Annotated in this window: 20 protein-coding genes and 1 riboswitch; of the genes, 11 read left to right on the top strand and 9 right to left on the bottom strand. The window is 66.9% G+C overall.

Going from position 1 to position 20087, the window contains the following annotated elements; all coding sequences use genetic code 11:
- The first annotated feature begins 21 nt into the window (after window positions 1-21).
- The 3 genes from ubiB to coaBC all read left to right on the top strand — a co-directional run bounded on the left by ubiB (window position 22) and on the right by coaBC (window position 3727).
- Window positions 22-1596, top strand: a complete 1575-nt coding sequence (gene ubiB / locus DSD28_RS15915) for a 2-polyprenylphenol 6-hydroxylase (RefSeq protein WP_119257398.1) — start codon at window positions 22-24, stop codon at window positions 1594-1596.
- A 46-nt stretch (window positions 1597-1642) separates the two neighbouring features.
- On the top strand, window positions 1643-2446 hold the full coding sequence (locus DSD28_RS15910) for an ion channel (RefSeq protein WP_119257397.1): 804 nt from the start codon (window positions 1643-1645) through the stop codon (window positions 2444-2446).
- Window positions 2447-2521: 75 nt separating this feature from the next.
- Entirely contained in the window at window positions 2522-3727 is a 1206-nt protein-coding gene (gene coaBC / locus DSD28_RS15905) for a bifunctional phosphopantothenoylcysteine decarboxylase/phosphopantothenate--cysteine ligase CoaBC (protein ID WP_119257396.1), read from the top strand.
- On the opposite strand, the gene DSD28_RS15900 is transcribed toward coaBC, so the two are convergent.
- A complete protein-coding gene (locus DSD28_RS15900; protein ID WP_119257395.1) occupies window positions 3720-4541 on the bottom strand; it encodes a class II glutamine amidotransferase in 822 nt (273 codons plus the stop codon). The two genes, coaBC and DSD28_RS15900, sit on opposite strands and share 8 nt — an antisense overlap.
- 263 nt (window positions 4542-4804) lie before the next feature.
- Here DSD28_RS15900 and DSD28_RS15895 point away from each other — a divergent pair, with 263 nt between their 5' ends.
- From DSD28_RS15895 to DSD28_RS15880, 4 genes are all read left to right on the top strand, one after another.
- Window positions 4805-5716 carry a pirin family protein gene (locus DSD28_RS15895; protein WP_119257394.1) on the top strand — a complete coding sequence of 304 codons (912 nt, stop codon included), beginning with the start codon at window positions 4805-4807 and terminating at the stop codon, window positions 5714-5716.
- A 55-nt stretch (window positions 5717-5771) separates the two neighbouring features.
- Window positions 5772-6176, top strand: coding sequence for a GFA family protein (locus DSD28_RS15890; RefSeq protein WP_119257393.1), 405 nt, complete (start codon window positions 5772-5774; stop codon window positions 6174-6176).
- Between the two features lie 3 nt (window positions 6177-6179).
- Window positions 6180-6980: an AraC family transcriptional regulator gene (locus tag DSD28_RS15885; RefSeq protein WP_119257392.1), complete on the top strand. Its 801-nt coding sequence runs from the start codon at window positions 6180-6182 to the stop codon at window positions 6978-6980.
- Between the two features lie 73 nt (window positions 6981-7053).
- Window positions 7054-7668, top strand: a complete 615-nt coding sequence (locus DSD28_RS15880; protein WP_119257391.1) for a LysE family translocator — start codon at window positions 7054-7056, stop codon at window positions 7666-7668.
- Between the two features lie 3 nt (window positions 7669-7671).
- Here the strand turns inward: DSD28_RS15880 and thiD are convergent, their stop codons facing one another.
- A complete protein-coding gene (gene thiD / locus DSD28_RS15875; RefSeq protein WP_119257390.1) occupies window positions 7672-8475 on the bottom strand; it encodes a bifunctional hydroxymethylpyrimidine kinase/phosphomethylpyrimidine kinase in 804 nt (267 codons plus the stop codon).
- 39 nt (window positions 8476-8514) lie between these two features.
- Window positions 8515-8611: riboswitch (TPP riboswitch) on the bottom strand.
- Window positions 8612-8661: 50 nt separating this feature from the next.
- A complete protein-coding gene (locus tag DSD28_RS15870; RefSeq protein ID WP_119257389.1) occupies window positions 8662-10242 on the bottom strand; it encodes a peptide chain release factor 3 in 1581 nt (526 codons plus the stop codon).
- Between the two features lie 93 nt (window positions 10243-10335).
- On the opposite strand from DSD28_RS15870, the gene dut reads away from it, so the two are divergent.
- From dut to DSD28_RS15850, 4 genes are all read left to right on the top strand, one after another.
- A complete protein-coding gene (gene dut, locus DSD28_RS15865) occupies window positions 10336-10809 on the top strand; it encodes a dUTP diphosphatase (protein ID WP_119257388.1) in 474 nt (157 codons plus the stop codon).
- A gap of 4 nt (window positions 10810-10813) precedes the next feature.
- Entirely contained in the window at window positions 10814-11698 is an 885-nt protein-coding gene (locus DSD28_RS15860; protein ID WP_119257387.1) for a GNAT family N-acetyltransferase, read from the top strand.
- A gap of 118 nt (window positions 11699-11816) precedes the next feature.
- Window positions 11817-12785, top strand: a complete 969-nt coding sequence (gene cysK / locus DSD28_RS15855; RefSeq protein ID WP_119257386.1) for a cysteine synthase A — start codon at window positions 11817-11819, stop codon at window positions 12783-12785.
- A gap of 64 nt (window positions 12786-12849) precedes the next feature.
- The gene (locus DSD28_RS15850; protein WP_119257385.1) at window positions 12850-13245 is read left to right on the top strand and encodes a VOC family protein; all 396 of its coding nucleotides are present in this window, start codon (window positions 12850-12852) and stop codon (window positions 13243-13245) included.
- Window positions 13246-13373: 128 nt separating this feature from the next.
- Here DSD28_RS15850 and DSD28_RS15845 read toward each other — a convergent pair whose 3' ends face one another.
- The 6 genes from DSD28_RS15845 to DSD28_RS15820 all read right to left on the bottom strand — a co-directional run bounded on the left by DSD28_RS15845 (window position 13374) and on the right by DSD28_RS15820 (window position 20022).
- Window positions 13374-14906, bottom strand: a complete 1533-nt coding sequence (locus DSD28_RS15845; protein WP_119257384.1) for a YifB family Mg chelatase-like AAA ATPase — start codon at window positions 14904-14906, stop codon at window positions 13374-13376.
- Window positions 14907-15163: 257 nt separating this feature from the next.
- Complete coding sequence (gene gshB / locus DSD28_RS15840) at window positions 15164-16108, bottom strand: glutathione synthase (protein WP_119257383.1); 945 nt, start codon at window positions 16106-16108, stop codon at window positions 15164-15166.
- 61 nt (window positions 16109-16169) lie between these two features.
- On the bottom strand, window positions 16170-17162 hold the full coding sequence (locus DSD28_RS15835; RefSeq protein WP_119257382.1) for an endonuclease/exonuclease/phosphatase family protein: 993 nt from the start codon (window positions 17160-17162) through the stop codon (window positions 16170-16172).
- Window positions 17159-18271, bottom strand: coding sequence for a sn-glycerol-3-phosphate import ATP-binding protein UgpC (locus tag DSD28_RS15830; RefSeq protein WP_119257381.1), 1113 nt, complete (start codon window positions 18269-18271; stop codon window positions 17159-17161). The genes DSD28_RS15835 and DSD28_RS15830 overlap by 4 nt, the downstream gene beginning before the upstream one ends.
- Before the next feature lie 13 nt (window positions 18272-18284).
- Entirely contained in the window at window positions 18285-19127 is an 843-nt protein-coding gene (gene ugpE, locus DSD28_RS15825) for a sn-glycerol-3-phosphate ABC transporter permease UgpE (protein WP_119257380.1), read from the bottom strand.
- Between the two features lie 13 nt (window positions 19128-19140).
- Window positions 19141-20022 (bottom strand): ABC transporter permease subunit, encoded by an 882-nt coding sequence (locus tag DSD28_RS15820; protein WP_119257379.1) that lies wholly within the window; start codon window positions 20020-20022, stop codon window positions 19141-19143.
- Window positions 20023-20087 lie beyond the last annotated feature (65 nt).

Genomic DNA, 20087 nt, shown 5'->3' with positions numbered 1-20087 from the left:
CACCAAGGACGGCCTTTCCGCATGAGCGTAGTCGGCGCCTATTTCCGCCTTGCCCGCGTGGGCTGGGTCCTCGTGCGCGAGGGCGTGGTCTCGGCGCTGCCGACCGAGGGCATGCCGACGCTTGCCCGCACCGCCCATGCCTTTGCCGGCCTCTTCGAGCGGCGCAAGGCCGCCAAGGGCGTGCGCGGCGACAACCTCGCCCGCGCCATCGAGCGCCTCGGCCCCTCCTATGTGAAGATGGGCCAGTTCCTCGCGACCCGCCCCGATGTCGTCGGCGCGGAGATTGCCGTCGAGCTTTCGGCCCTGCAGGACCGCATGGCGACCTTCCCGAAGGAAGCGGCCGTCGCGACGGTGGAAGGCTCGCTCGGCCGCTCGCTCAGCGATCTCTATGTGAGCTTCGGCGATCCCATCGCCGCCGCCTCCATCGCGCAGGTCCATCCCGCGACGGTGCGCGATGGCAGCGGGGAACGGCAGGTCGCGGTGAAGGTCATCCGCCCCGGCGTGCGCCAGCGCTTCGCCCATGACCTCGAAGCCATGTATGCGGCCTCGCGCCTGCAGGAGAAGATCCTGCCCAACACGCGACGGCTCAAGCCCGTCGAGGTGACGCGAACGCTGGAGCAGACGACCAAGGTCGAGATGGACCTCCGGCTGGAGGCCGCCGCCCTTTCCGAACTCGGCGAGAACACCAAGGACGATCCCGGCTTCCGCGTGCCGACGGTCGACTGGGAGCGCACCGGCCGCGACGTCGTCACCATGGAATGGATCGACGGCATCAAGATGTCCGACGTCGAGGGGCTGCGCGCCGCCGGCCACGACCTCGACAGGCTGGCGGACACGCTGATCCAGTCCTTCCTGCGCCACACGCTGCGCGACGGCTTCTTCCATGCCGACATGCACCAGGGCAATCTCTTCGTCGATCCTGAGGGCGTCATCGTCGCAGTCGACATGGGCATCGTCGGGCGGCTCGGCAAGAAGGAGCGCCGCTTCCTCGCGGAAATCCTCTACGGCTTCATCACGCGCGACTACCAGCGCGTCGCCGACGTGCATTTCGAGGCCGGCTATGTGCCTTCGCACCACGACACGGCGAGCTTCGCTCAGGCGATCCGCGCCATCGGCGAGCCGATCCACGGCCAGCCGGCCGAGACCATCTCGATGGCCAAGCTCCTGACGCTGCTCTTCGAGGTGACGGAACTCTTCGACATGGAGACCCGCACCGAGCTGGTCATGCTGCAGAAGACCATGGTGGTGGTGGAAGGCGTGTCACGCACGCTGAACCCGCGCTTCAACATGTGGAAGGCCTCCGAAGGGGTCGTGGGCGACTGGATCCGCGACAATCTCGGCCCCAAGCGCCTGCTGGCGGACCTGCGCGACGGTGCGCATGCCGCGCTCAGGCTGGCGGAGGCCGCACCGGAGATCGCCGCCAAGGCGGAGAAGTTCTCGCAGGACCTCACCGCCATGGCGGAAAAGGGCCTGCGCTTCGACGCGGAGACGGCGGAAGCCATCGGCCGCTCCGAGGCGCGGCACAGCCGCTCCGGCCGTCTCGCGCTCTGGGTGATCGCCGCCACGCTCGTCTATATCGCCTGGAAGCTGACCTGACCCGGCTCCGCTTGACCGGCGCCGGCCGGGCGCTAGTCTCTCCTTCATGACAGACGAGCCCCTGAGCGATGCCGAACCGCAACCCTTCATCGAAAGGCTGCGCCGGCAGTTGCGCGGGCTCTATTTCGGGCGCGACCGGGAGGCGATCCGCTTCCAGGTGGCGATGCTGCTGCTCGACATCGCCATCCTCGCCTTCTTCGTCGCCGGCCCCTATCTGCGCGCCGGCTCGACCTATGTCATCGTCGATTATCTCATCGCGGCGGTCATCGCCTTCGAGCTTGGCGCGCGGGCGCTGATCGCGCCGAACCTGCGCTACTGGCTGCTGCGGCCGATGACCTGGGTGGATATCGTCATCCTCGGCACGCTGCTCGTTCCGAGCCACCTCCACAATTTCGCGTTCCTGCGCGTCCTGCGCATCTGGGCGATCAGCCAGAGCAAGCTGGTGACGCTGATGCTGTACCGCACGGGCAATGGCGACAAGGAGGACATCATCCAGGCCTGCGCCAATTTCCTCGTCTTCCTCTTCCTCGTCGCCGGTTTCGTCTACAGCAATTTCTTCTACGGCGCGGAGGGCTTCGCCGGCTTCGTCGACGCACTCTATTTCACGGTGGCGACCGTCACCACCACGGGCTTCGGCGATATCGTGCTGCCCGGCACGCTCGGCAAGCTCACCGCCATCGTCACCATGATCATCGGCATCTCGCTCTTCGTGCGGCTCGCGCAGGCGATCGTCCGGCCCTACAAGGTGACCTTCCCCTGCCCGCAATGCGGCCTTTCCCGCCATGAGGCGGACGCCGTGCACTGCAAGGCCTGCGGCCATGTGCTGAACATTCCCGACGAGGGGGCCTGAGCCAAAACGGCTTGGAAAAGCGCTTTCAAAGGGATAGGAGGATTTGACGGCCACCATGAGAGCCCGGAACTTGCCATGTCGCTTGCAGGAAAACGCATCCTCCTCGTCATCTCCGGCGGCATCGCCGCCTACAAGAGCCTTGACCTCATCCGGCGCCTGCGCGAACGCGGCGCGGAGGTGCGGCCGGTCATGACAGCGGGCGCACGCGAATTCGTGACGCCGCTCGCCGTCGGCGCGCTCTCCTCCGGCCATGTCTATACCGACCTCTTCTCCCGCGAGGACGAGCAGGATGTCGGCCATATCCGCCTTGCGCGCGACTGCGACCTCATCGTCGTCGCGCCCGCGACCGCCGACCTGATGGCGAAGATGGCGAACGGCCTTGCCGACGACCTCGCCTCGACCGTGTTGCTCGCCACCGACCAGCCGGTCCTCGTCGCGCCCGCGATGAACCCGAAGATGTGGTCGCATGCCGCCACGCGCCGCAATGTCGAGACGCTGCGCCGTGACGGGCTTGCCTTCGTCGGCCCCAATGCCGGCGAGATGGCGGAGGGCGGCGAGGCGGGCCTCGGCCGCATGGCCGAGCCGCTGGAAATCGTCGCCGCGGCGGAAGACCTGCTCGACGGCGGCAGGAAGCCGCTTGCCGGCCGCAGAGCCGTCGTCACGTCAGGCCCGACGCATGAGCCGATCGACCCGGTGCGCTACATCGCCAACCGCTCCTCCGGCCGGCAGGGCCACGCCATCGCCGCCGCTCTTGCGAAGCTCGGCGCGGATGTGACGCTCGTTTCCGGTCCGGTGACGCTGCCCGATCCGCGCGGCGTGAAGGTGATCCGGGTCGAGCGGGCGGAGGAGATGCTCGCAGCCGTTCTCGGTGCGCTGCCGGCCGATATCGCCGTCATGGTCGCCGCCGTCGCGGACTGGCGGGTGGCGACGGCGAATACCGAGAAGATTAAGAAAAAGCCCGGCGAAGGCCCGCCGCCGCTGATGCTGGCAGAGAACCCGGATATCCTGAAGACCATCGGCCACCATGAAAAGCGTCCCAAGGTCGTCGTCGGCTTTGCCGCCGAGACGCAGGATGTCGAGGACAACGGCCGGGTGAAGCTTCAGAAGAAGGGCGCGGACCTCATCGTCGCCAACGACGTCTCGCCCGAGACGGGCATCATGGGCGGCACGCGCAACAGCGTGAAGCTGATCACTGCCGCCGGCATCGAAGAGTGGCCGGATCTTTCCAAGGACGAGGTCGCCGGGCGCCTTGCCGGCTGGATCGCCGAACGGCTCAGCTGACGAGGGCGAGCCCCGCGTCCATCGTGCTCGCCGGCCGGCCGGCGGGCGAGAAGATGCGCACATCCACCCCGTTTTCCCCGAGCACGACGGCGCTGCCGTCGGGGATTTCCACCCAGGCTTCCGTGTCGTCGTTCAGCGGCTCGGAGACGAGGCAGTAGCCGCCCGTCTCGCCCATCGGCGCGGCATAGAGCGTGGGGGCCGCGTAGTCCGTCGCATAGCGCACGGCATAGAGCTGCCTGCCGTCGGAAAACGCCGCCGTGAAGCGCACCAGTACCTTGCGCTCCAGATGCGCGGCGAGGCGCTCGACGAAGGCGATGGCCTCGGCCATGGCGCCGAGCGGATCGCGCTCCAGACCGAATTGCAGGGCCAGCAGGAACAGCAGCTCCGAATCCGTCGAGCCGGTGCGGGCGTTGTAGAGATCGTTGTCCAGCATCGTCTCGAGCGGGCGGCGCAGGTGCTCGAAATCGGCGATCTGGCCGTTGTGCATGAAGGACCAGATGCCGTGCACGAAGGGATGGCAATTGTCGCGCCGCGTACCGCCGCCAGTCGCGGCGCGCACATGGGCGAGGAAAAGCGGCGAGCGGACCTGCCGGGCAATGCTCCTGAGGTTGCAGTCCGACCAGGCGGGCAGGATATCGCGGTAGCGGCCCGGCTCCGGACGATCGCCGTACCAGGCGATGCCGAAGCCGTCGCCGTTGGTGGCCGTCTTGGCGCGGGTGGCGCAGTGGGATTGCTCGATCAGCGAATGGGCGGGTGAGGACACCAGTTCCTCGAGAAAAAGCGGCTCTCCGCGATAGGCTGCCCAACGGCACATGATGCTATTCCCGCTCTGAGAGGACCGGCGCGAGCCGCTGCCGACCGCGACGCATTAACCATGGCATAGGCCGGATTCTCGATGGAAATGGGTAATAATGCGTTAACGAAAGTAAATGGCATGTGCCATGCGTGCCATTACGAGACCGGTGGCCTACGGAAAAGCCGGTTTTGTGAACACTGCGTTTCGATCCGGCCCGATTTCGTGAACAATGGCGGAGGCGTATAAAGGCTCCAAGCAACCCAGTCGAAAGGACCTTTGAAATGTCCATACGCCCCGTAAAACACGAAAGCATCGCCCGCCCCGCCATGGAAGGCGCCGGCGTCAAGCTGCACCGGGTCTTCGGTTTCGGCGATCCGTCGATGACCGATCCCTTCCTGATGATGGACGATTTCCGCAACGACGATCCCGAGGATTACATCCGCGGCTTCCCGTGGCATCCCCATCGCGGCATCGAGACCATCACCTATGTGCTGGCCGGCTCCGTCGAGCATGGCGACAGCCTCGGCAATCACGGCGTTATGGGCGCGGGAGACGTGCAGTGGATGACCGCCGGCAGCGGCATCCTGCACCAGGAAATGCCGCGTGGCGATTTCGCCGGCAAGATGCATGGTTTCCAGCTCTGGGCGAACCTGCCCTCGTCGCTGAAGATGACCGCGCCGCGCTACCAGGACATCAAGTCCGGCGACATTCCCGTCGTCGTCGACGATGACGGCACGGCGGCGCGCATCATCGCCGGCAGTTTCTGGGGCAAGACCGGCCCGGTCGACGGCGTCGCCGCCGAGCCCGTCTATCTCGACATCTCCGTGCCGCCGGGCAAGACGAAGCGCCTGCCGGTCGATACCTACCGCTCGGCCTTCGCCTATATCTTCGCCGGTTCCGGCACGTTCCGCGACGCCTCGAAGCCCTTCGGCGTGAAGGTGGAGAAGGAATACCAGGGCGAAGAGCTGAACATCCGCGACCTCTCCGGCAACCGCACGCTGGTCGTCTTCGACACGGGCGACGAGGTGACGGTGCAGGCCGGCGAGAAGGGCATCCGCTTCCTGCTCGTCTCCGGCAAACCGATCCAGGAGCCTGTCGCCTGGCACGGCCCCATCGTGATGAACACGCAGGAAGAGCTGCAGCAGGCGATGCGCGAGCTTCGCAACGGCACCTTCATCAAGCCGGCGCATTGACGCGCGGCCACAAGCCCCTATCCTTCCGCCGTATCCTGCGGCGGAAGGACGTGTCATGCGGATCGACGGGCAATGCCATTGCGGCTTCGTGACCTATGAGGCCGAGATCGACCCCGAGGCGGTCTCGATCTGCCATTGCACGGATTGCCAGAGGCTGACCGGCTCGCCCTATCGCGTCACCGCCATGGTGCCGGAAAGTGCCGTGCAGCTGACCGGCAACCCGCCCAGGCTCTATACCAAGACCGCCGGGAACGGCCGCCTGCGGCTGCAATATTTCTGTCCGCAATGCGGTTCGCCGCTCTTCACGACCGGCACCGGAGAGGACGCCGCGATCTGGGGCATTCGCTGGGGCAGCATCAACCAGCGCGCCAGCCTGACGCCGAAGCGGCAGATCTGGTGCGGCTCCGCCATGAACTGGTTCGGCGAGACGGCGGCGCTTCCCGGCGTGCCGAAGGATTGAGCCGTGACCGCCGGGCGTTTCCAGATCTTCAGGACGGGCATCGACGGCATCGAGGCCGTCTTCGCCGACAGCCGGCATGCCTTCGCCCGCCACACCCATGATGCCTATGGCGTCGGCGTGATCGAGCGCGGGGCGCAGAAATCGGCGAGCGGGCGCGGCATGGTCGAGGCGGGGGCCGGCCATACGATCACCGTCAATCCCGGCGAAGTGCATGACGGCGCGCCGATCGGCGATGCGCCGCGTGCCTGGCGCATGCTCTACCTGCAGCCGGCCGTCGTCGCTGCCGCGGCACGGGATATCTTCGAGGGCGACCCGCGCGAGGAGTTCCATGCGCCGGTGCTGGAGGATGGGCGCATCGCCGGGCTCGTTTCGGCAACGCTTGCCGCGCTCATGGACCGCGACGCCGCGCGCCTCGCCCGGGAGGAGCGGCTTCTCCTGCTCCTTGCCGCACTCCTGCGGGAGGGAGCGCCCCGCCGCGAAAGCCTTGCCTCGCCGGCCGTGAGCCGGGCGCGTGAGCATCTCGACAGCGACCCGGCTTCGGCCGTGACCCTCGAGGCGCTTTCCGCCGAATGCGGGATCGGGCGTTTCCGGCTGGTGCGGGACTTCGCCCGCAGCACGGGTCTTACGCCCCATGCCTACCAGCTCCAGCGGCGCACCGAGCTTGCCCGCCGGCTGATCGCAGGCGGCGCGCCGCTTGCCGAGGCCGCCATGGAAGCGGGCTTCGCCGACCAGAGCCACATGACGCGCAATTTCACGCGGCGCTACGGCTATACGCCGGGCGCCTGGCTCGCCGCCCGCGCCTGATTGCGCAATTTCGTTCAAGACCCGGTCAGCCTTCCGGTGTTTCCTGCTGCTCCCAAGTCGCATGGAGCCTGTCATGACCACCGAATTCCTGATCACCTCACTCGTCGTCATCCTGCTTCCGGGCACGGGGGTGATCTATACGCTGGCGCTCGGCATCAGCGGCGGTTTCCGCGCCGGCCTGCTGGCCGCCTTCGGCTGCACGCTCGGCATCGTCCCGCATATCCTCGCCAGCGTCGTCGGCCTTGCCGCCGTGCTGCATGCGAGCGCGCTTGCCTTCGAGGTGCTGCGCTACATTGGCGTCGCCTACCTGCTGTTCATCGCCTGGAGCCTGCTGAAAGACAGCAATGCGCTCGATCTCGGGCCCGAGCAGGCGCCGGCGGAAAGGGCCATGCGCATCGTGCGCAAGGGCATCTTCACGAATATCTTCAATCCGAAGCTCTCGCTGTTCTTCCTCGCCTTCCTGCCGCAGTTCATTCCCGCGAACGCACCTGACGCCACCGCGCAGATGCTCGTCCTCGGCGGTGTCTTCATGGCCCTGACCTTCCTCGTCTTCGCCATCTATGCGGGGCTGGCCGCGAGCCTTCGCCAGCAGGTGCTGAGCCGGCCGGGGATCATGGCCTGGACGCAGCGGGGCTTTGCCGCCGCCCTTGGCGTGATGGGCCTCAGGCTGGCGCTGGCGGATCGTTGACGGTTAAGTCCAGAGCGCGTGGAAATGATGGAGCGGCCCGTGGCCGGAGCCGACCGACAGCGCATCCGAGGATCGCACCGCCCCGGCGATAAAGCTCTTCGCCGCCGCGACTGCATCGGCAAGCGGCCTGCCCTTGCCGAGTTCGGCGGCAATGGCGCTCGACAGCGAGCAGCCGGTGCCGTGGGTGTTGCGCGTCAGCACCCGCACGCCCTCGTACCAGCGCAGCCCGCCCGGCGTCGCCAGCACGTCCGGGCTCTCGCCGCCCGGCAGGTGCCCGCCCTTCAGCAGCACCGCCTTAGGGCCGAGCGCGAGCAGGCGCATCGCCTGCCCTTCCATGGCGGCCCGGTCGGCGGCCTCCGGCTCTCCGAGAAGCGCGGCGGCTTCCGGCAGGTTCGGCGTCAGTACCGTCGCGAGCGGCAGGAGGCGGCGGGTCAGCGCCTCCACGGCAGCTTCCGCCAGCAGGGAAGCCCCGCCCTTGGCGACCATGACCGGATCGAGCACGACGGGCGTGCCGCGATGGGGGAGAAGCGCATCCGCCACCGCCCCGGCAATCTCCGCCGAGGCGATCATGCCGATCTTCACCGCATCGACCCTGACATCGCTGAAGACATCCGCAATCTGCGCCGCGACGAAGGCCGGCGGCACGGGATGCACGCCGGAGACGCCCTGCGTGTTCTGCGCCGTCAGTGCCGTCAGCACGGCCATCCCGTAGGCGCCGCGGGCGGCGAAGGTCTTGAGGTCGGCCTGGATGCCGGCCCCGCCCGACGGGTCGGAGCCCGCGATGGAGAGAATGTTTGCGATGGCCATTTCGCCTCCTTGGGGCGGAGGCGGTCTTCGGGCAACGAAATTGAGGCCCGTTCGACTCCCTCCGCCGGCATGATCCGGTTCAGGTTCAAAGGGTGCTTCTCAGCCCGCCTTCCGACGGACGCCCCTGTCTCAAACGGTTTTCGCAAATGTCGAGACACCTGTCACCCTGAAAGTGACAGGCATCGGTTACGCCTTGGTGACGTGATACTCCTTGATGGCGACCATCTTGATCGCCGGGTAGCGCTCCGCCTCGTAGCGCAGCGAGAAGGCGTCCTGCGCGAGGAACACCGGGTCGCCATCGAGGTCGCGGGCGATATCGCCGCGGCGCTGGGTGACGAACTTGTCGAGTTCGGCCGCGCTGTCGGAAGAAATCCAGCGGCAGACGGAGAAGCGCGACATCTCGAAGGAGACCGGCAGGCCGTATTCCGCCGAAAGCCGCTCCTTCAGCACGTCGAGCTGCAGCGCGCCGACGACGCCGACGATGGCCGGCGAGCCGTCTTCCGGCGAGAAGAGCTGCACGACGCCCTCTTCCGCCATCTGCTGGAGCGCTTCCTTCAGCTTCTTGGCCTTCATCGCGTCTTCCAGCCGCACGCGGCGCAGGATTTCCGGCGCGAAGTTCGGCACGCCCTCGAAGACCAGCGCCTCGCCTTCCGTCAGCGTATCGCCGATGCGCAGCGTGCCGTGGTTGGGAATGCCCACCACGTCGCCGGCATAGGCCGTGTCGGCCAGCTGGCGCTGCGAGGCGAAGAAGAACTGCGGGGCCGAGAGGCCGATGGTCTTGCCCGTGCGGGCAAGGCGCACCTTCATGCCGCGCTCCAGCATGCCGGAGCAGACGCGGGCAAAGGCGATGCGGTCGCGGTGGTTGGGGTCCATATTGGCCTGGATCTTGAAGACGAAGGCCGTCATCCTGTCTTCCGAGGCATGGACCTTGCGCGTATCCGCCACCTGGTCGCGCGGCGGCGGCGCGAAGGCGCCGAGCGCGTTGATGAGGTCGCGCACGCCGAAATTGCGCAGCGCCGAGCCGAAGAAGACCGGCGTCAGGTGTCCTTCGAGGAAGGCCTCGCGATCGAACGGGCGGCAGGCCTCGCGGGCAAGCTCCATCTCCTCGATGAAAGCGTCCCGCTCGTTTTCCGGCAGGTGCTTCGCGACCTCCGCCGCATCGTCCATCCGCGTCGGCTGGACCTGCGTGTCCGAGCCGCGGAAGGTGCGGTCGGCGAGGTGATAGGAGCCGCAGAAGGTCTTCGAGCGGCCGACCGGCCAGGTGACCGGGGCGGTGTCGAGCGCCAGCTTCTCCTCCACCTCGTCGAGGATCTCGAACGGGTCGCGGCTCTCGCGGTCCATCTTGTTGACGAAGGTGATGATCGGGATGTCGCGCAGGCGGCAGACCTCGAAGAGCTTCAGCGTGCGCGGCTCGATACCCTTGGCGGCATCGATGACCATGACGGCCGCGTCCACCGCCGTCAGCGTGCGATAGGTGTCGTCCGCGAAGTCCTCGTGGCCGGGCGTATCGAGGATGTTGAAGACGTTGCCGTCATATTCGAAGGTCATGACCGAGGTCACGACCGAGATGCCGCGCTCGCGCTCGATCTTCATCCAGTCCGAGCGGGTCTGGATGCGGTCCTTCTTCGCCTTCACCTCGCCGGCGAGCTGGATGGCGCCGCCGAAAAGGAGCAGCTTTTCGGTGAGGGTGGTTTTACCGGCGTCCGGGTGCGCGATGATCGCGAAGGTGCGGCGGCGGGAGACCGCCTCGGCAAGGGTTTCGGCCATTTTCTGCAATATCCTGTGAGTTGCCGGGGTCTTTACAGGCTCCGCCGAAAAAGCGCAATTGACGAGGCGCGCCGCGCGCCGGCTTATGGGCGCATGAACGCGCACGCCCCCTCCCAGCCCACGCTTTCCCTCGTCCGCCTGCCCCATGGCGAAGGGATCGAGCTTCCCGCCTACGAGACTTCAGGCGCCGCCGGCATGGACCTTCGCGCCGCCGTCGCGACCGACGCACCGCTCACGCTGGAGCCCGGCAAGCGCGCGCTGGTGCCGACCGGCTTCGTCTTCGAAATCCCGCACGGCTTCGAAGCGCAGATCCGCCCGCGCTCCGGCCTTGCCTTCAAGAACGGCATCACCTGCCTCAATACGCCCGGCACCATCGACAGTGACTATCGCGGCGAGGTGAAGGTGCTGATCGTCAATCTCGGCGAGGAACCCTTCGTCATCGAGCGCGGCATGCGCATCGCCCAGATGGTGATCGCCCCCGTGACACAGGTCGCGGTGCGCGAGGCCTCGCAGGCGAGCGAAACCACGCGCGGCGCGGGCGGCTTCGGCTCGACCGGCGTTCGCTGAGGCGATGTCCGGCCGTACAGGTCTTTCCTTCCGCTCCGGCTATTTCGGCGATCCCCCGGCATCGCGCGCCCTTGCGGACCTGTTGCAGGATGTCTTCGGGATCGACGTGACGATCATGGACCGGCTCGGCGGATCGGACCCGACCGGCATTCCCTTCTCGTGGTTCGATGCGGATGGTGCCTGCATCGCCAATATCAGCGCCTTCTCGCTGCCGCTCGTCGTCGATGGCGTTTCCCTGCGCGCGGCCGGCCTGCAATCCGGCGCGGTGCGGCCGGGCCATCGCGGCATGGGCCTCTACCGCGATGTCATGGAGGCGGCGCTTGCCCATTGCGATGCGGAAGGATTTGCGGTCGTCGCCCTCCTGACCGATACGCCGGCGCTCTACGGCCGCTACGGTTTCGAGCCGCTGGCGCAGCACCGCTTCGCCGGCGCGGCGTCCGGCGGCGGGACGACGGGCCCGGTGCGGCGGCTGGACCTTGGAAGCGCGGCGGATATCGCGCTGCTGCGCCGGCTGCTCGATGCCCGCCAGCCCGTTTCGGATCGCTTCGCGCCGGTGCGGCAGACCGGGATGTTCCTCTTCAACGCCGCCCTGATGCCCGACGTCAGGCTCGACCTGATCGGCGATGACGCCGTCGTCGCGTGGCGGGTGGCCGGGGACGGGGCTTTCGAGTTGCTGGACGTCGCCGGCACGCGCATTCCCCGCCTTGCGGATATCCTTGCCAGCGTGCAGGCCGCTGAAACGCAGGTCGTCGTCCATTTCCCGCCCGACAGGCTGGAATGGCGGGGCGAGGCCCTTGCCGATACGGGCGAGATGGTCCTGATGCTCCGCATGGCGAAGACCCTGCGGCCGGAAGGACCCTTCGCCCTTTCGCCGATGGCGGAATTCTGAGGCCGCACGCAAACGGCGAAGGAATATTCCGCTTTCGCCCGCCTGCGGCGAAATCCGGACTCGTCTAAGGCCGCGTTCCCTCCTACATTCTCCGGCAAAGAGAACAGAGGAGCACCCGATGACCGAAACCCGCAAGCCCGGCCGTGGCCGTATCTATGCCTCCATCACCGAGACGATCGGCGACACGCCGATCGTGCGGCTCGACAAGTTCGCGAAAGAAAAGGGCGTCGTCGCCACTCTTCTCGCCAAGCTCGAATTCTTCAATCCCGTCGCCTCCGTCAAGGACCGCATCGGCGTGGCGATGATCGAGGCGCTGGAAGCGGCAGGCAAGATCACGCCCGGCACGTCGACGCTGGTGGAGCCGACATCGGGCAATACCGGCATCGCGCTCGCCTTCGCCGCCGCCGCCAAGGGCTACCGCCTGATCCTCACCATGCCGGAGACCATGTCGGTCGAGCGGCGCAAGATGCTGGCCCTGCTCGGCGCCGAACTGGTGCTGACGGAAGGCCCCAAGGGCATGAAGGGCGCGATCGCCATGGCGGAGGAACTGGCGAGCACCATTCCGGGCGCCGTCATCCCCCAGCAGTTCGAGAACCCGGCCAATCCGGAAATCCACCGCAGGACGACGGCGGAAGAAATCTGGAACGACACCGACGGCGCGGTCGACATTCTCGTTTCCGGCATCGGTACCGGCGGCACGATCACCGGCGCCGGGCAGGTGCTGAAATCCAGGAAGCCGGGCTTCAAGGTCATCGCCGTGGAGCCGACCGACAGCCCGGTGCTCTCCGGCGGCAATCCCGGCCCCCACAAGATCCAGGGCATCGGCGCGGGCTTCGCCCCGGCTGTGCTCGACACGGCGATCTACGACGAGGTGGTGACCGTCACCAATGACGAAGCCTTCGAGAACGCCCGCCTCGTCGCGCGGCTCGAGGGCGTGCCGGTCGGCATTTCCTCCGGCGCAGCGCTGGCGGCGGCCGCGAAGGTAGGCAGCCGGCCGGAAAATGCCGGCAAGACCATCGTCGTCATCATCCCCTCCTTCGCCGAGCGCTACCTTTCGACCGCGCTCTTCGAAGGCCTCGGCGGCTGAACCGGACAGCCCGTCGTGCGGTAATCCTGCGCGACGGGCCTCGCCAAGCGAACCGGCACGGCCCATGCTCCACCATCTCTCCCTCGGCGTGCGCGACATCGAACGCACGGCCACCTTCTACGACGCGGCGCTGGCGCCGCTCGGCTATGAGCGCGTCTGGTCGGACATCCGGCCCGGCGAACCGGATCAGGCCATCGGCTACGGCCTGCCCGGCGGCGGCGACAAGCTCGCTCTCAAACAGTACGACGCCGCCGCCGCGCCGGGCCCCGGTTTTCACGTCGCCTTCGACGCGCCGGACCGGCAGGCCGTCAAAGCCTTCCACAAGGCCGCGCTTGCAGCCGGCGGAACCGACAATGGCCCGCCCGGACTCCGCAGTCATTACGGCCCGACCTATTATGCCGCCTTCGTCATCGACCCCGACGGGCACCACCTCGAGGCCGTCTTCAAGGGGCCGGACTGAGACAGAACCGGCACCGGTACGCTAATCACTTCAGATACGGTGCCGGCCGATAGCGGCTCCGTGCCTGCCACCCCACCGTATGGCACCGGCGCGCGCACAAATCTCCGGCGTCTGCCGCTGGCCGGCACTCACGCCGGCGCCGTCAACCGTTCGCCGGCCATGCGGTAGGAAATCGCTTCCGCCAGATGGATGCGGCCGACAATAGAGGCTTCGTCGAGATCGGCCAGCGTGCGCGCGACCTTGAGGACGCGGTGGTAGCCGCGCGCGGAGAACCGCATCTTCTCCGCGGCGTCCCGCAGGAGCTGGAGGCCGCCGGGATCGGGCTCGGCCATCTTTTCGACGAGCGCCGTCGAGGCGCGGGCATTGCTCGTCACCCCGGCCATGCCGAGGCGAGCGAAGCGATCGATCTGCAGGGCGCGAGCCCTTGCGACCCTTGCGGCGACGGTTTCGCTGGTCTCGGCGGCCATGGGGCGGATGAGGTCCGTCGCCGAGACCGCCGGCACGTCGATGCGAATGTCGATACGGTCGAGCAGCGGGCCGGAGACGCGGGCCTGGTAGTCGCTCACGCATCGCGGGCCGCGGGCGCAGGTCCGGCCCGGCTCGCCCGCCATGCCACAGCGGCAGGGATTCATCGCCGCGACGAGCTGCACGGCCGCCGGATAGCTGACGCGGTGATTGGCGCGGGCGATGATGCATTCGCCCGTTTCGAGCGGCTGGCGCAGAGCGTCGAGCGCCTGCGGGGAGAATTCCGGCAGCTCGTCGAGAAAGAGCACGCCGTTATGGGCGAGCGACACTTCGCCGGGTTTCGCCCTCGCTCCGCCGCCGACAAGGGCGGCCATGGTGGCGGAATGATGCGGCGTGCGAAAGGGTCGGCGATCCGATAGCCGGCCGCCGGAAAGCTGGCCGGCGATGGAATGGATCATCGAGACTTCGAGCAGCTCCGCCGGCGAGAGCGGCGGCAGGATGGCGGCAAGGCGCGCGGCGAGCATCGACTTGCCCGAGCCGGGCGGGCCGACCATCAGGAGATTATGGTTGCCGGCGGCGGCCACTTCCAGCGCGCGCTTGGCGCTTTCCTGCCCGCGGATATCGGCAAGGTCCGGCAGGCCTGCGGCGGGGGCGCGGATCGCCGGCGCCGGCCGCGCGAGGACCTGCGTGCCCTTGAAATGATTGGCGAGCGCGATGAGGCTGCGCGGCGCGAGAATACCGAGCCCACCGCCGGCCCAGGCGGCTTCCGCCCCGTTCTCCGCCGGACAGATGAGGCCCTTGCCGAGCGCATTGGCGCCCATCGCGGCGGGAAGCGCGCCGGCGACGGAGGCGATCGTGCCGTCGAGGTTCAATTCGCCGATGACGATGTAATCCTCCAGCGCATCGCCGGGCACGGCGCCGAGCGCCATCATGAGGCCGAGCGCGATGGCAAGGTCGTAGTGGCTGCCTTCCTTCGGAAGATCGGCCGGGGCGAGATTGACGGTAACACGCTTCGGCGGCAGGGAAAGACCGGACGCGTGCAGCGCGGCATGGACCCGCTCGCGGCTTTCGGCGACGGCCTTGTCCGGCAGGCCGACGATCTGCATGCCCACCTTGCCGGGCGCGACCATGACCTGGACGTCCACCGGAACGCCCTCGATGCCCTGAAACGCAATCGTACCGACCCGCGCCACCATGCCTGCCCCCGCCCGCCGTGCAGCGCCGCGCGCCGCTCATGCGCAAGGGACGCCGCAACACCTTTTTGCCGAAAACCGCTCCCGCAACCGCCTCTGGGTTGCAGCCGCAAATCTGGCATGAAAGACGGAATGAAACAAGAACAATTATAGAACTGAAGCGGGAATTTTCCGCCCATCGGTTGTGGGCGGTTGCATTTGCGGAACGAAGCCGGGACCGTTCGCGAACGGACGGTCCCGGCGCGCCCTGCCGTGGCGGCTCAGCGCTTCTTTTCGATAGCGTTCCAGAGGAGAGCAGCGATGTCGGCGCCGCCGAATTTCTTCACTTCGCGGATGCCGGTGGGCGAGGTGACGTTGATCTCGGTCATGTAGTCGCCGATGACGTCGATGCCGACGAAGATGAAGCCACGCTCGCGCAGGGCCGGGCCGATGCGGGCGCAGATTTCCTTCTCGCGCGCCGTCAGTTCCGTCGCTTCCGCGCGGCCGCCGACATGCATGTTGGAGCGGGCGTCGTGCTCGGCGGGCACGCGGTTGATCGCGCCGACCGGCTCGCCGTCGATGAGGATGATGCGCTTGTCGCCCTTGCGCACGTCCGGCAGGTACTGCTGGGCGATGAAGGGCTCGCGGAACATCTGGCCGAACATTTCGAGCAGCGAGGAGAGGTTGCGGTCGTCCTTGGTGGAATGGAAGACGCCGGCGCCGCCGTTGCCGTAGAGCGGCTTGAGGATCATGTCGCCCATCTCGTCGCGGAAGCGGCGGATCTCGGCCGGGTCACGCGTGATGAGGGTCGCCGGCATCAGGTCGGCGAATTCGGTGACGAAGATCTTCTCCGGCGAATTGCGCACCCAGGCCGGATCGTTGACGACGAGGGTCTTCGGATGGATGCGCTCCAGAAGATGCGTGGAGGTGATGTAGGACATGTCGAACGGCGGGTCCTGACGCAGCAGCACCACGTCCATCGTCGACAGATCGATGCGCTCGGCCTCGCCCAGCGTATAGTGGTCGCCCTTCACGTCGCGCAGCTCCATCGGCTCGACGGTGGCATAGACCTTGCCATCGCGCAGGCTCAGCTGGTCAGGCGTGTAGTGGAAGAGCTTGTAGCCGCGGCTCTGTGCCTCGATGCTCATGGCGAAGGTGGAGTCGCCGGCGATGTTGATGGTCGACACATGGTCCATCTGGACCGCGACGTTCTTGATCTTTGCCATGAAAGGTCCCCTGAGAATTGCCCGACACATTTAGGATGCGGCAGGCGCTATGGCAACGGGCTCAGGCAAGGCCATCGATGCGGCAGGTGATCATGTCGTGGTCCGACAGCGGCTTGCCGGTGGGCGAGAGCGAGGAGACGATCTCCACCCCGGAGACGGCAAGGCCGCGCGAGAGGAACCAGTCGAGCTTCATCGCCCGGTCGGGCCAGCGGGTAATGAGGCTCGGGCGCGTGGTCATGACGTCGAGCGGGCCGCCGTGGCGGATGAAGCCGCGCTCGGCCGCGCGGGCGAAAAGGCCCTCCGCCTCGAAATCGCCGCCCGTGTGGTTGCCGGTGTTGAGATCGCCGCCGATGAGGACGGGGCGGCCGGGGAACGCGGCGTCGAGCGCATCGATGATACCGACCACCTGTCGCTCACGGTAGGCGGCGGTGGTGGCGCTTTCGAGATGCGTGGAGACGAGCACCAGCGGGCCGGCCTCCGTGTTGATCGTGCCGCCGACGGCGACGCGCTCGCCAAGGCGCGGCTGGTCGACCTCGCCGGTAAACCACAGGCGTTCGCCCTCCAGACGCAGAAGGAAGGGTTCGTGCAGCGGCACGGTGGAAAGCAGGGCATTGCCATGCAGGCCGCGACGGTTGAAATCGTCCTTGCAGAATTCGCGCTCGGTGTCGGAGCCAAGGCCGAGCTCGATGAATTCGACGCCGTAGAGATAGGCCATGCCCAGCTCCTCGGCGACATCCGCCGTGGTGTGGGCCTGCCGCGTGCGGGCCATGCCGTCGTCCATCTCGGAGAGAAGCACGATTTCGGCACCGGTCGCGCCCAGATGCTCGGCGCTTTGCAGCGGGAAGAGGCAGCGTTCCAGGTTCCAGGCGGCGACGGTGAAGGGAAACGGCAGAGGCTCGGCGCGCTCGGCGCGGCCGCCCGCTTCCACCACGTTCATGGAGGGCAGCTCCGCCATGCGGGCGTCATGGGCGGCGACGGTTCTTTCAAGGGTGGCGATGCCGGCGCGGTCTTCCGCGCTCGGGGCTACGAGCCTGTCGGTGGTGGTGCGGATCATGATGCGGCGACCTCCAGACCGGAAACGGCGACGGCCTGCCCCTGTTCCGCGATCGTCCAGTCGATGCGCCGGCCGCTCGCCGTGTCGAAGAAATGCAGGCGGGAGGGCGCGATGGAGAGCGAGGCGGTCTCGGGCAGCGGGATTTCCGACGAGATGGCCGCCACCATCGGCTGGTCGCCGACGAAGCCGTGCACGAGGCGCTGGGAGCCCAGTTCCTCGACATAGTCGATGCGGAAGGGCATGGCGCCGTCCGATCCCGCATGGAGGCGCAGGTCCTCGGCACGCAGGCCGACGGTGAGCGCGCCCTGCGCCGGCACGGCCGCGCCGAGATCGAGGAGGGCGGGGCCGAGCGCCAGCTTGCTGCCGTGCAGTTCGCCGCCGACGAGGTTCATGGCCGGCGAGCCGATGAAGCTGGCGACGAAGGTGGTGGCCGGGCGGTGATAGACATCCAGCGGCGCCCCGATCTGCTCGATCCGGCCGCCCGAGAGCACGACGAGGCGGTCGGCGAGCGTCATGGCTTCCAGCTGGTCGTGCGTGACATAGATCGAGGTGGTGCCGACGCGGCGCTGCAGGCGCTTGATCTCACCGCGCATGGAGACGCGCAGCTTGGCATCGAGGTTCGACAACGGCTCGTCGAAGAGGAAGGCGGAGGGCTTGCGCACGATGGCGCGGCCCATGGCGACACGCTGGCGCTGGCCGCCCGAGAGGGCGCGGGGCTTGCGCTCCAGATAGGGCTGCAGTTCCAGCATGCGGGCGGCCTCCGCCACGCGGGCGTCGATCTCGCTCTTTGGCGTGCGGCGGTTCTTCAGGCCGTAGGCGAGGTTTTCGTAGACCGTCATATGCGGATAGAGCGCGTAATTCTGGAAGACCATGGCGATGTCGCGGTCGGCCGGGTCGACATCGTTGATCACACGGCCGCCGATGGTGACTTCACCCTCGCTGATCGTCTCCAGTCCCGCGACCATGCGCAGGAGCGTCGACTTTCCGCAGCCCGACGGGCCGACAAGCACGATGAACTCGCCGTCGGCGATGTCGATGCTGACGGAACTGACCGCGGTCACGCCGCCATTGTATATCTTGGATACGTCCTTGATGCCGATGGATGCCATGGGACGGAACTCCTTACTTGTCGCTTTCGGTAAGACCCTTGATGAACCACCGCTGGAAGATCAGCACGATCATGACCGGCGGCAGCATGGCGAGGATCGCCAGCGCAAAGGCTTCGTTGTAATCGGGAATGTTGGAGCCGACCCAGACGAGCAGGATCTGCTTGATGCCGCGCACCAGCGTGAAGAAGCGCTCGTCCGTGGTCATCAGCGTCGGCCAGAGATACTGGTTCCAGCCATAGACGAACATGATGATGAAGATGGCGGCGATCATGGTGCGCGAGAGCGGCACCAGCACGTCGATGAAGAACTTGAATGGCCCCGCCCCGTCGATGCGCGCGGCCTCCAGCAGCTCCTCCGGCACGGACTTGAAGAACTGGCGGAAGAAGAAGGTGCCGGTGGCCGAGGCGAGCAGTGGCACGATGAGGCCGGTATAGGTGTTGGTGAGCGAGAGCTTGTTCATCACCTCGTAGGAGGGGACAATGCGCACTTCGAGCGGCAGCAGCAGCGTCGTGAAGATCATCCAGAAGAACAGCGTGCCGAGCCTGAAGCGGAAATAGACGATGGCATAGGCGGCGAGCATGGAGAGGACGATCTTGCCGGCGGCGAAGCCCACGCCGAGGATCAGCGAGTTCCAGATCATGCGCGCGCCGGTGATCTCGCCGGTAAAGCCGCCCTTGCGGGTCAGCACGGTGTTGTAGGTCTCGGCGAAATTGCCGCCCCAGGTGAGCGACAGGCCGTTGCGGTGGATGTCGGCGGCATCGTGGGTGGAGGTCATGAAGGCGACCACGACGGGCGCCACCATGACGAAGACGCCGAGCATGAGGACGAGATGATCGAAAAGGCGGATGCGGTTCATCACGGGCGTCCTCTCAATTGTAGTGCACGCGCCGCTCGATGAAGCGGAACTGGAAGACGGTGAGCACGAAGACGACGATCATCAGGATGACGGACTGGGCCGAGGAGCCGCCGAGGTCGTTGCCGCGGAAGCCATCCATATAGACCTTATAGACCAGCGTGATCGGGTTGTTGGCGGCCTTGTCCTTCACCATCACGTCGATGATGCCGAACGTGTCGAAGAGCGCGTAGGTCATGTTGATGATGAGCAGGAAGAAGGCGGTGGGCGCGAGCAGCGGCAGCGTCATCGTCCAGAAGCGGCGGAAGCCGGAACGGCAGTCGATGGTGGCCGCTTCCCGCACCGAGGCGGGAATGCTCTGCAGGCCCGAAAGGATGAAGATGAAATTATAGGGGATCTGCTTCCAGACCGAGACGATGATCATCGCAATCGCGGTGTCGTTGTAGTTGAGGCCGACCTTCATGTCCCAGCCGAAGAGGGCGGCGAATTTCACCAGCGGGCCGATATGCTGGTCGAAGAACATCATGCCCATGAGGCCGGCGACCGGCGGGGCGATGGCATAGACCCAGATCAGCAGCGTCTTGTAGGTGGAGCTGCCCTTCAGCACCGCATCCGCCTTGACGGCGAGCAGCATGCCGATCCCCAGCGACAGGAACGTCACCAGCGCCGTGAAGACGACCGTGAAGCGGGCGATCGACTGGTACTGCACGGAGCCGAGCGCGTCCGAATAATTGGAAAGGCCGACGAAGGTGGAGCCGAAGCCGAAGGGGTCCTCGAGGTAGAAGGACGACTGGATCGCCTGGATCGACGGCCAGTAGAAGAAGACGAAGATGATCGCCATCTGCGGCGCAAGGAAGAGATAGGGCAGAAAGGGCGAGGAGAACTGGACGCGCTTCATGGCGTGGCCTTTGAAAGAACGGGAGAAGCGGGCGGGTTGCCCCTCACCCCAACCCTCTCCCCGCC

The organism is Shinella zoogloeoides (assembly GCF_003574625.1).
Taxonomy (GTDB): domain Bacteria; phylum Pseudomonadota; class Alphaproteobacteria; order Rhizobiales; family Rhizobiaceae; genus Shinella; species Shinella zoogloeoides_A.
Note: the sequence above shows the minus strand (reverse complement) of the source record. Positions and strands in the feature narration are given on the sequence as shown.

Excerpts from the sequence above, each read along its gene's own strand:
- gshB (WP_119257383.1), bottom strand. The coding sequence starts at position 16,108 with ATGGCAAAGATCAAGAACGTCGCGGTCCAGATGGACCATGTGTCGACC.
- DSD28_RS15820 (WP_119257379.1), bottom strand. The coding sequence starts at position 20,022 with ATGAAGCGCGTCCAGTTCTCCTCGCCCTTTCTGCCCTATCTCTTCCTT.
- dut (WP_119257388.1), top strand. The coding sequence starts at position 10,336 with ATGAACGCGCACGCCCCCTCCCAGCCCACGCTTTCCCTCGTCCGCCTG.
- DSD28_RS15870 (WP_119257389.1), bottom strand. The coding sequence starts at position 10,242 with ATGGCCGAAACCCTTGCCGAGGCGGTCTCCCGCCGCCGCACCTTCGCG.
- coaBC (WP_119257396.1), top strand. The coding sequence starts at position 2,522 with ATGTCGCTTGCAGGAAAACGCATCCTCCTCGTCATCTCCGGCGGCATC.
- DSD28_RS15895 (WP_119257394.1), top strand. The coding sequence starts at position 4,805 with ATGTCCATACGCCCCGTAAAACACGAAAGCATCGCCCGCCCCGCCATG.
- DSD28_RS15830 (WP_119257381.1), bottom strand. The coding sequence starts at position 18,271 with ATGGCATCCATCGGCATCAAGGACGTATCCAAGATATACAATGGCGGC.
- DSD28_RS15835 (WP_119257382.1), bottom strand. The coding sequence starts at position 17,162 with ATGATCCGCACCACCACCGACAGGCTCGTAGCCCCGAGCGCGGAAGAC.
- DSD28_RS15900 (WP_119257395.1), bottom strand. The coding sequence starts at position 4,541 with ATGTGCCGTTGGGCAGCCTATCGCGGAGAGCCGCTTTTTCTCGAGGAA.
- DSD28_RS15845 (WP_119257384.1), bottom strand. The coding sequence starts at position 14,906 with ATGGTGGCGCGGGTCGGTACGATTGCGTTTCAGGGCATCGAGGGCGTT.
- cysK (WP_119257386.1), top strand. The coding sequence starts at position 11,817 with ATGACCGAAACCCGCAAGCCCGGCCGTGGCCGTATCTATGCCTCCATC.
- DSD28_RS15910 (WP_119257397.1), top strand. The coding sequence starts at position 1,643 with ATGACAGACGAGCCCCTGAGCGATGCCGAACCGCAACCCTTCATCGAA.
- thiD (WP_119257390.1), bottom strand. The coding sequence starts at position 8,475 with ATGGCCATCGCAAACATTCTCTCCATCGCGGGCTCCGACCCGTCGGGC.
- DSD28_RS15860 (WP_119257387.1), top strand. The coding sequence starts at position 10,814 with ATGTCCGGCCGTACAGGTCTTTCCTTCCGCTCCGGCTATTTCGGCGAT.
- DSD28_RS15850 (WP_119257385.1), top strand. The coding sequence starts at position 12,850 with ATGCTCCACCATCTCTCCCTCGGCGTGCGCGACATCGAACGCACGGCC.
- DSD28_RS15890 (WP_119257393.1), top strand. The coding sequence starts at position 5,772 with ATGCGGATCGACGGGCAATGCCATTGCGGCTTCGTGACCTATGAGGCC.
- ubiB (WP_119257398.1), top strand. The coding sequence starts at position 22 with ATGAGCGTAGTCGGCGCCTATTTCCGCCTTGCCCGCGTGGGCTGGGTC.
- DSD28_RS15880 (WP_119257391.1), top strand. The coding sequence starts at position 7,054 with ATGACCACCGAATTCCTGATCACCTCACTCGTCGTCATCCTGCTTCCG.
- ugpE (WP_119257380.1), bottom strand. The coding sequence starts at position 19,127 with ATGAACCGCATCCGCCTTTTCGATCATCTCGTCCTCATGCTCGGCGTC.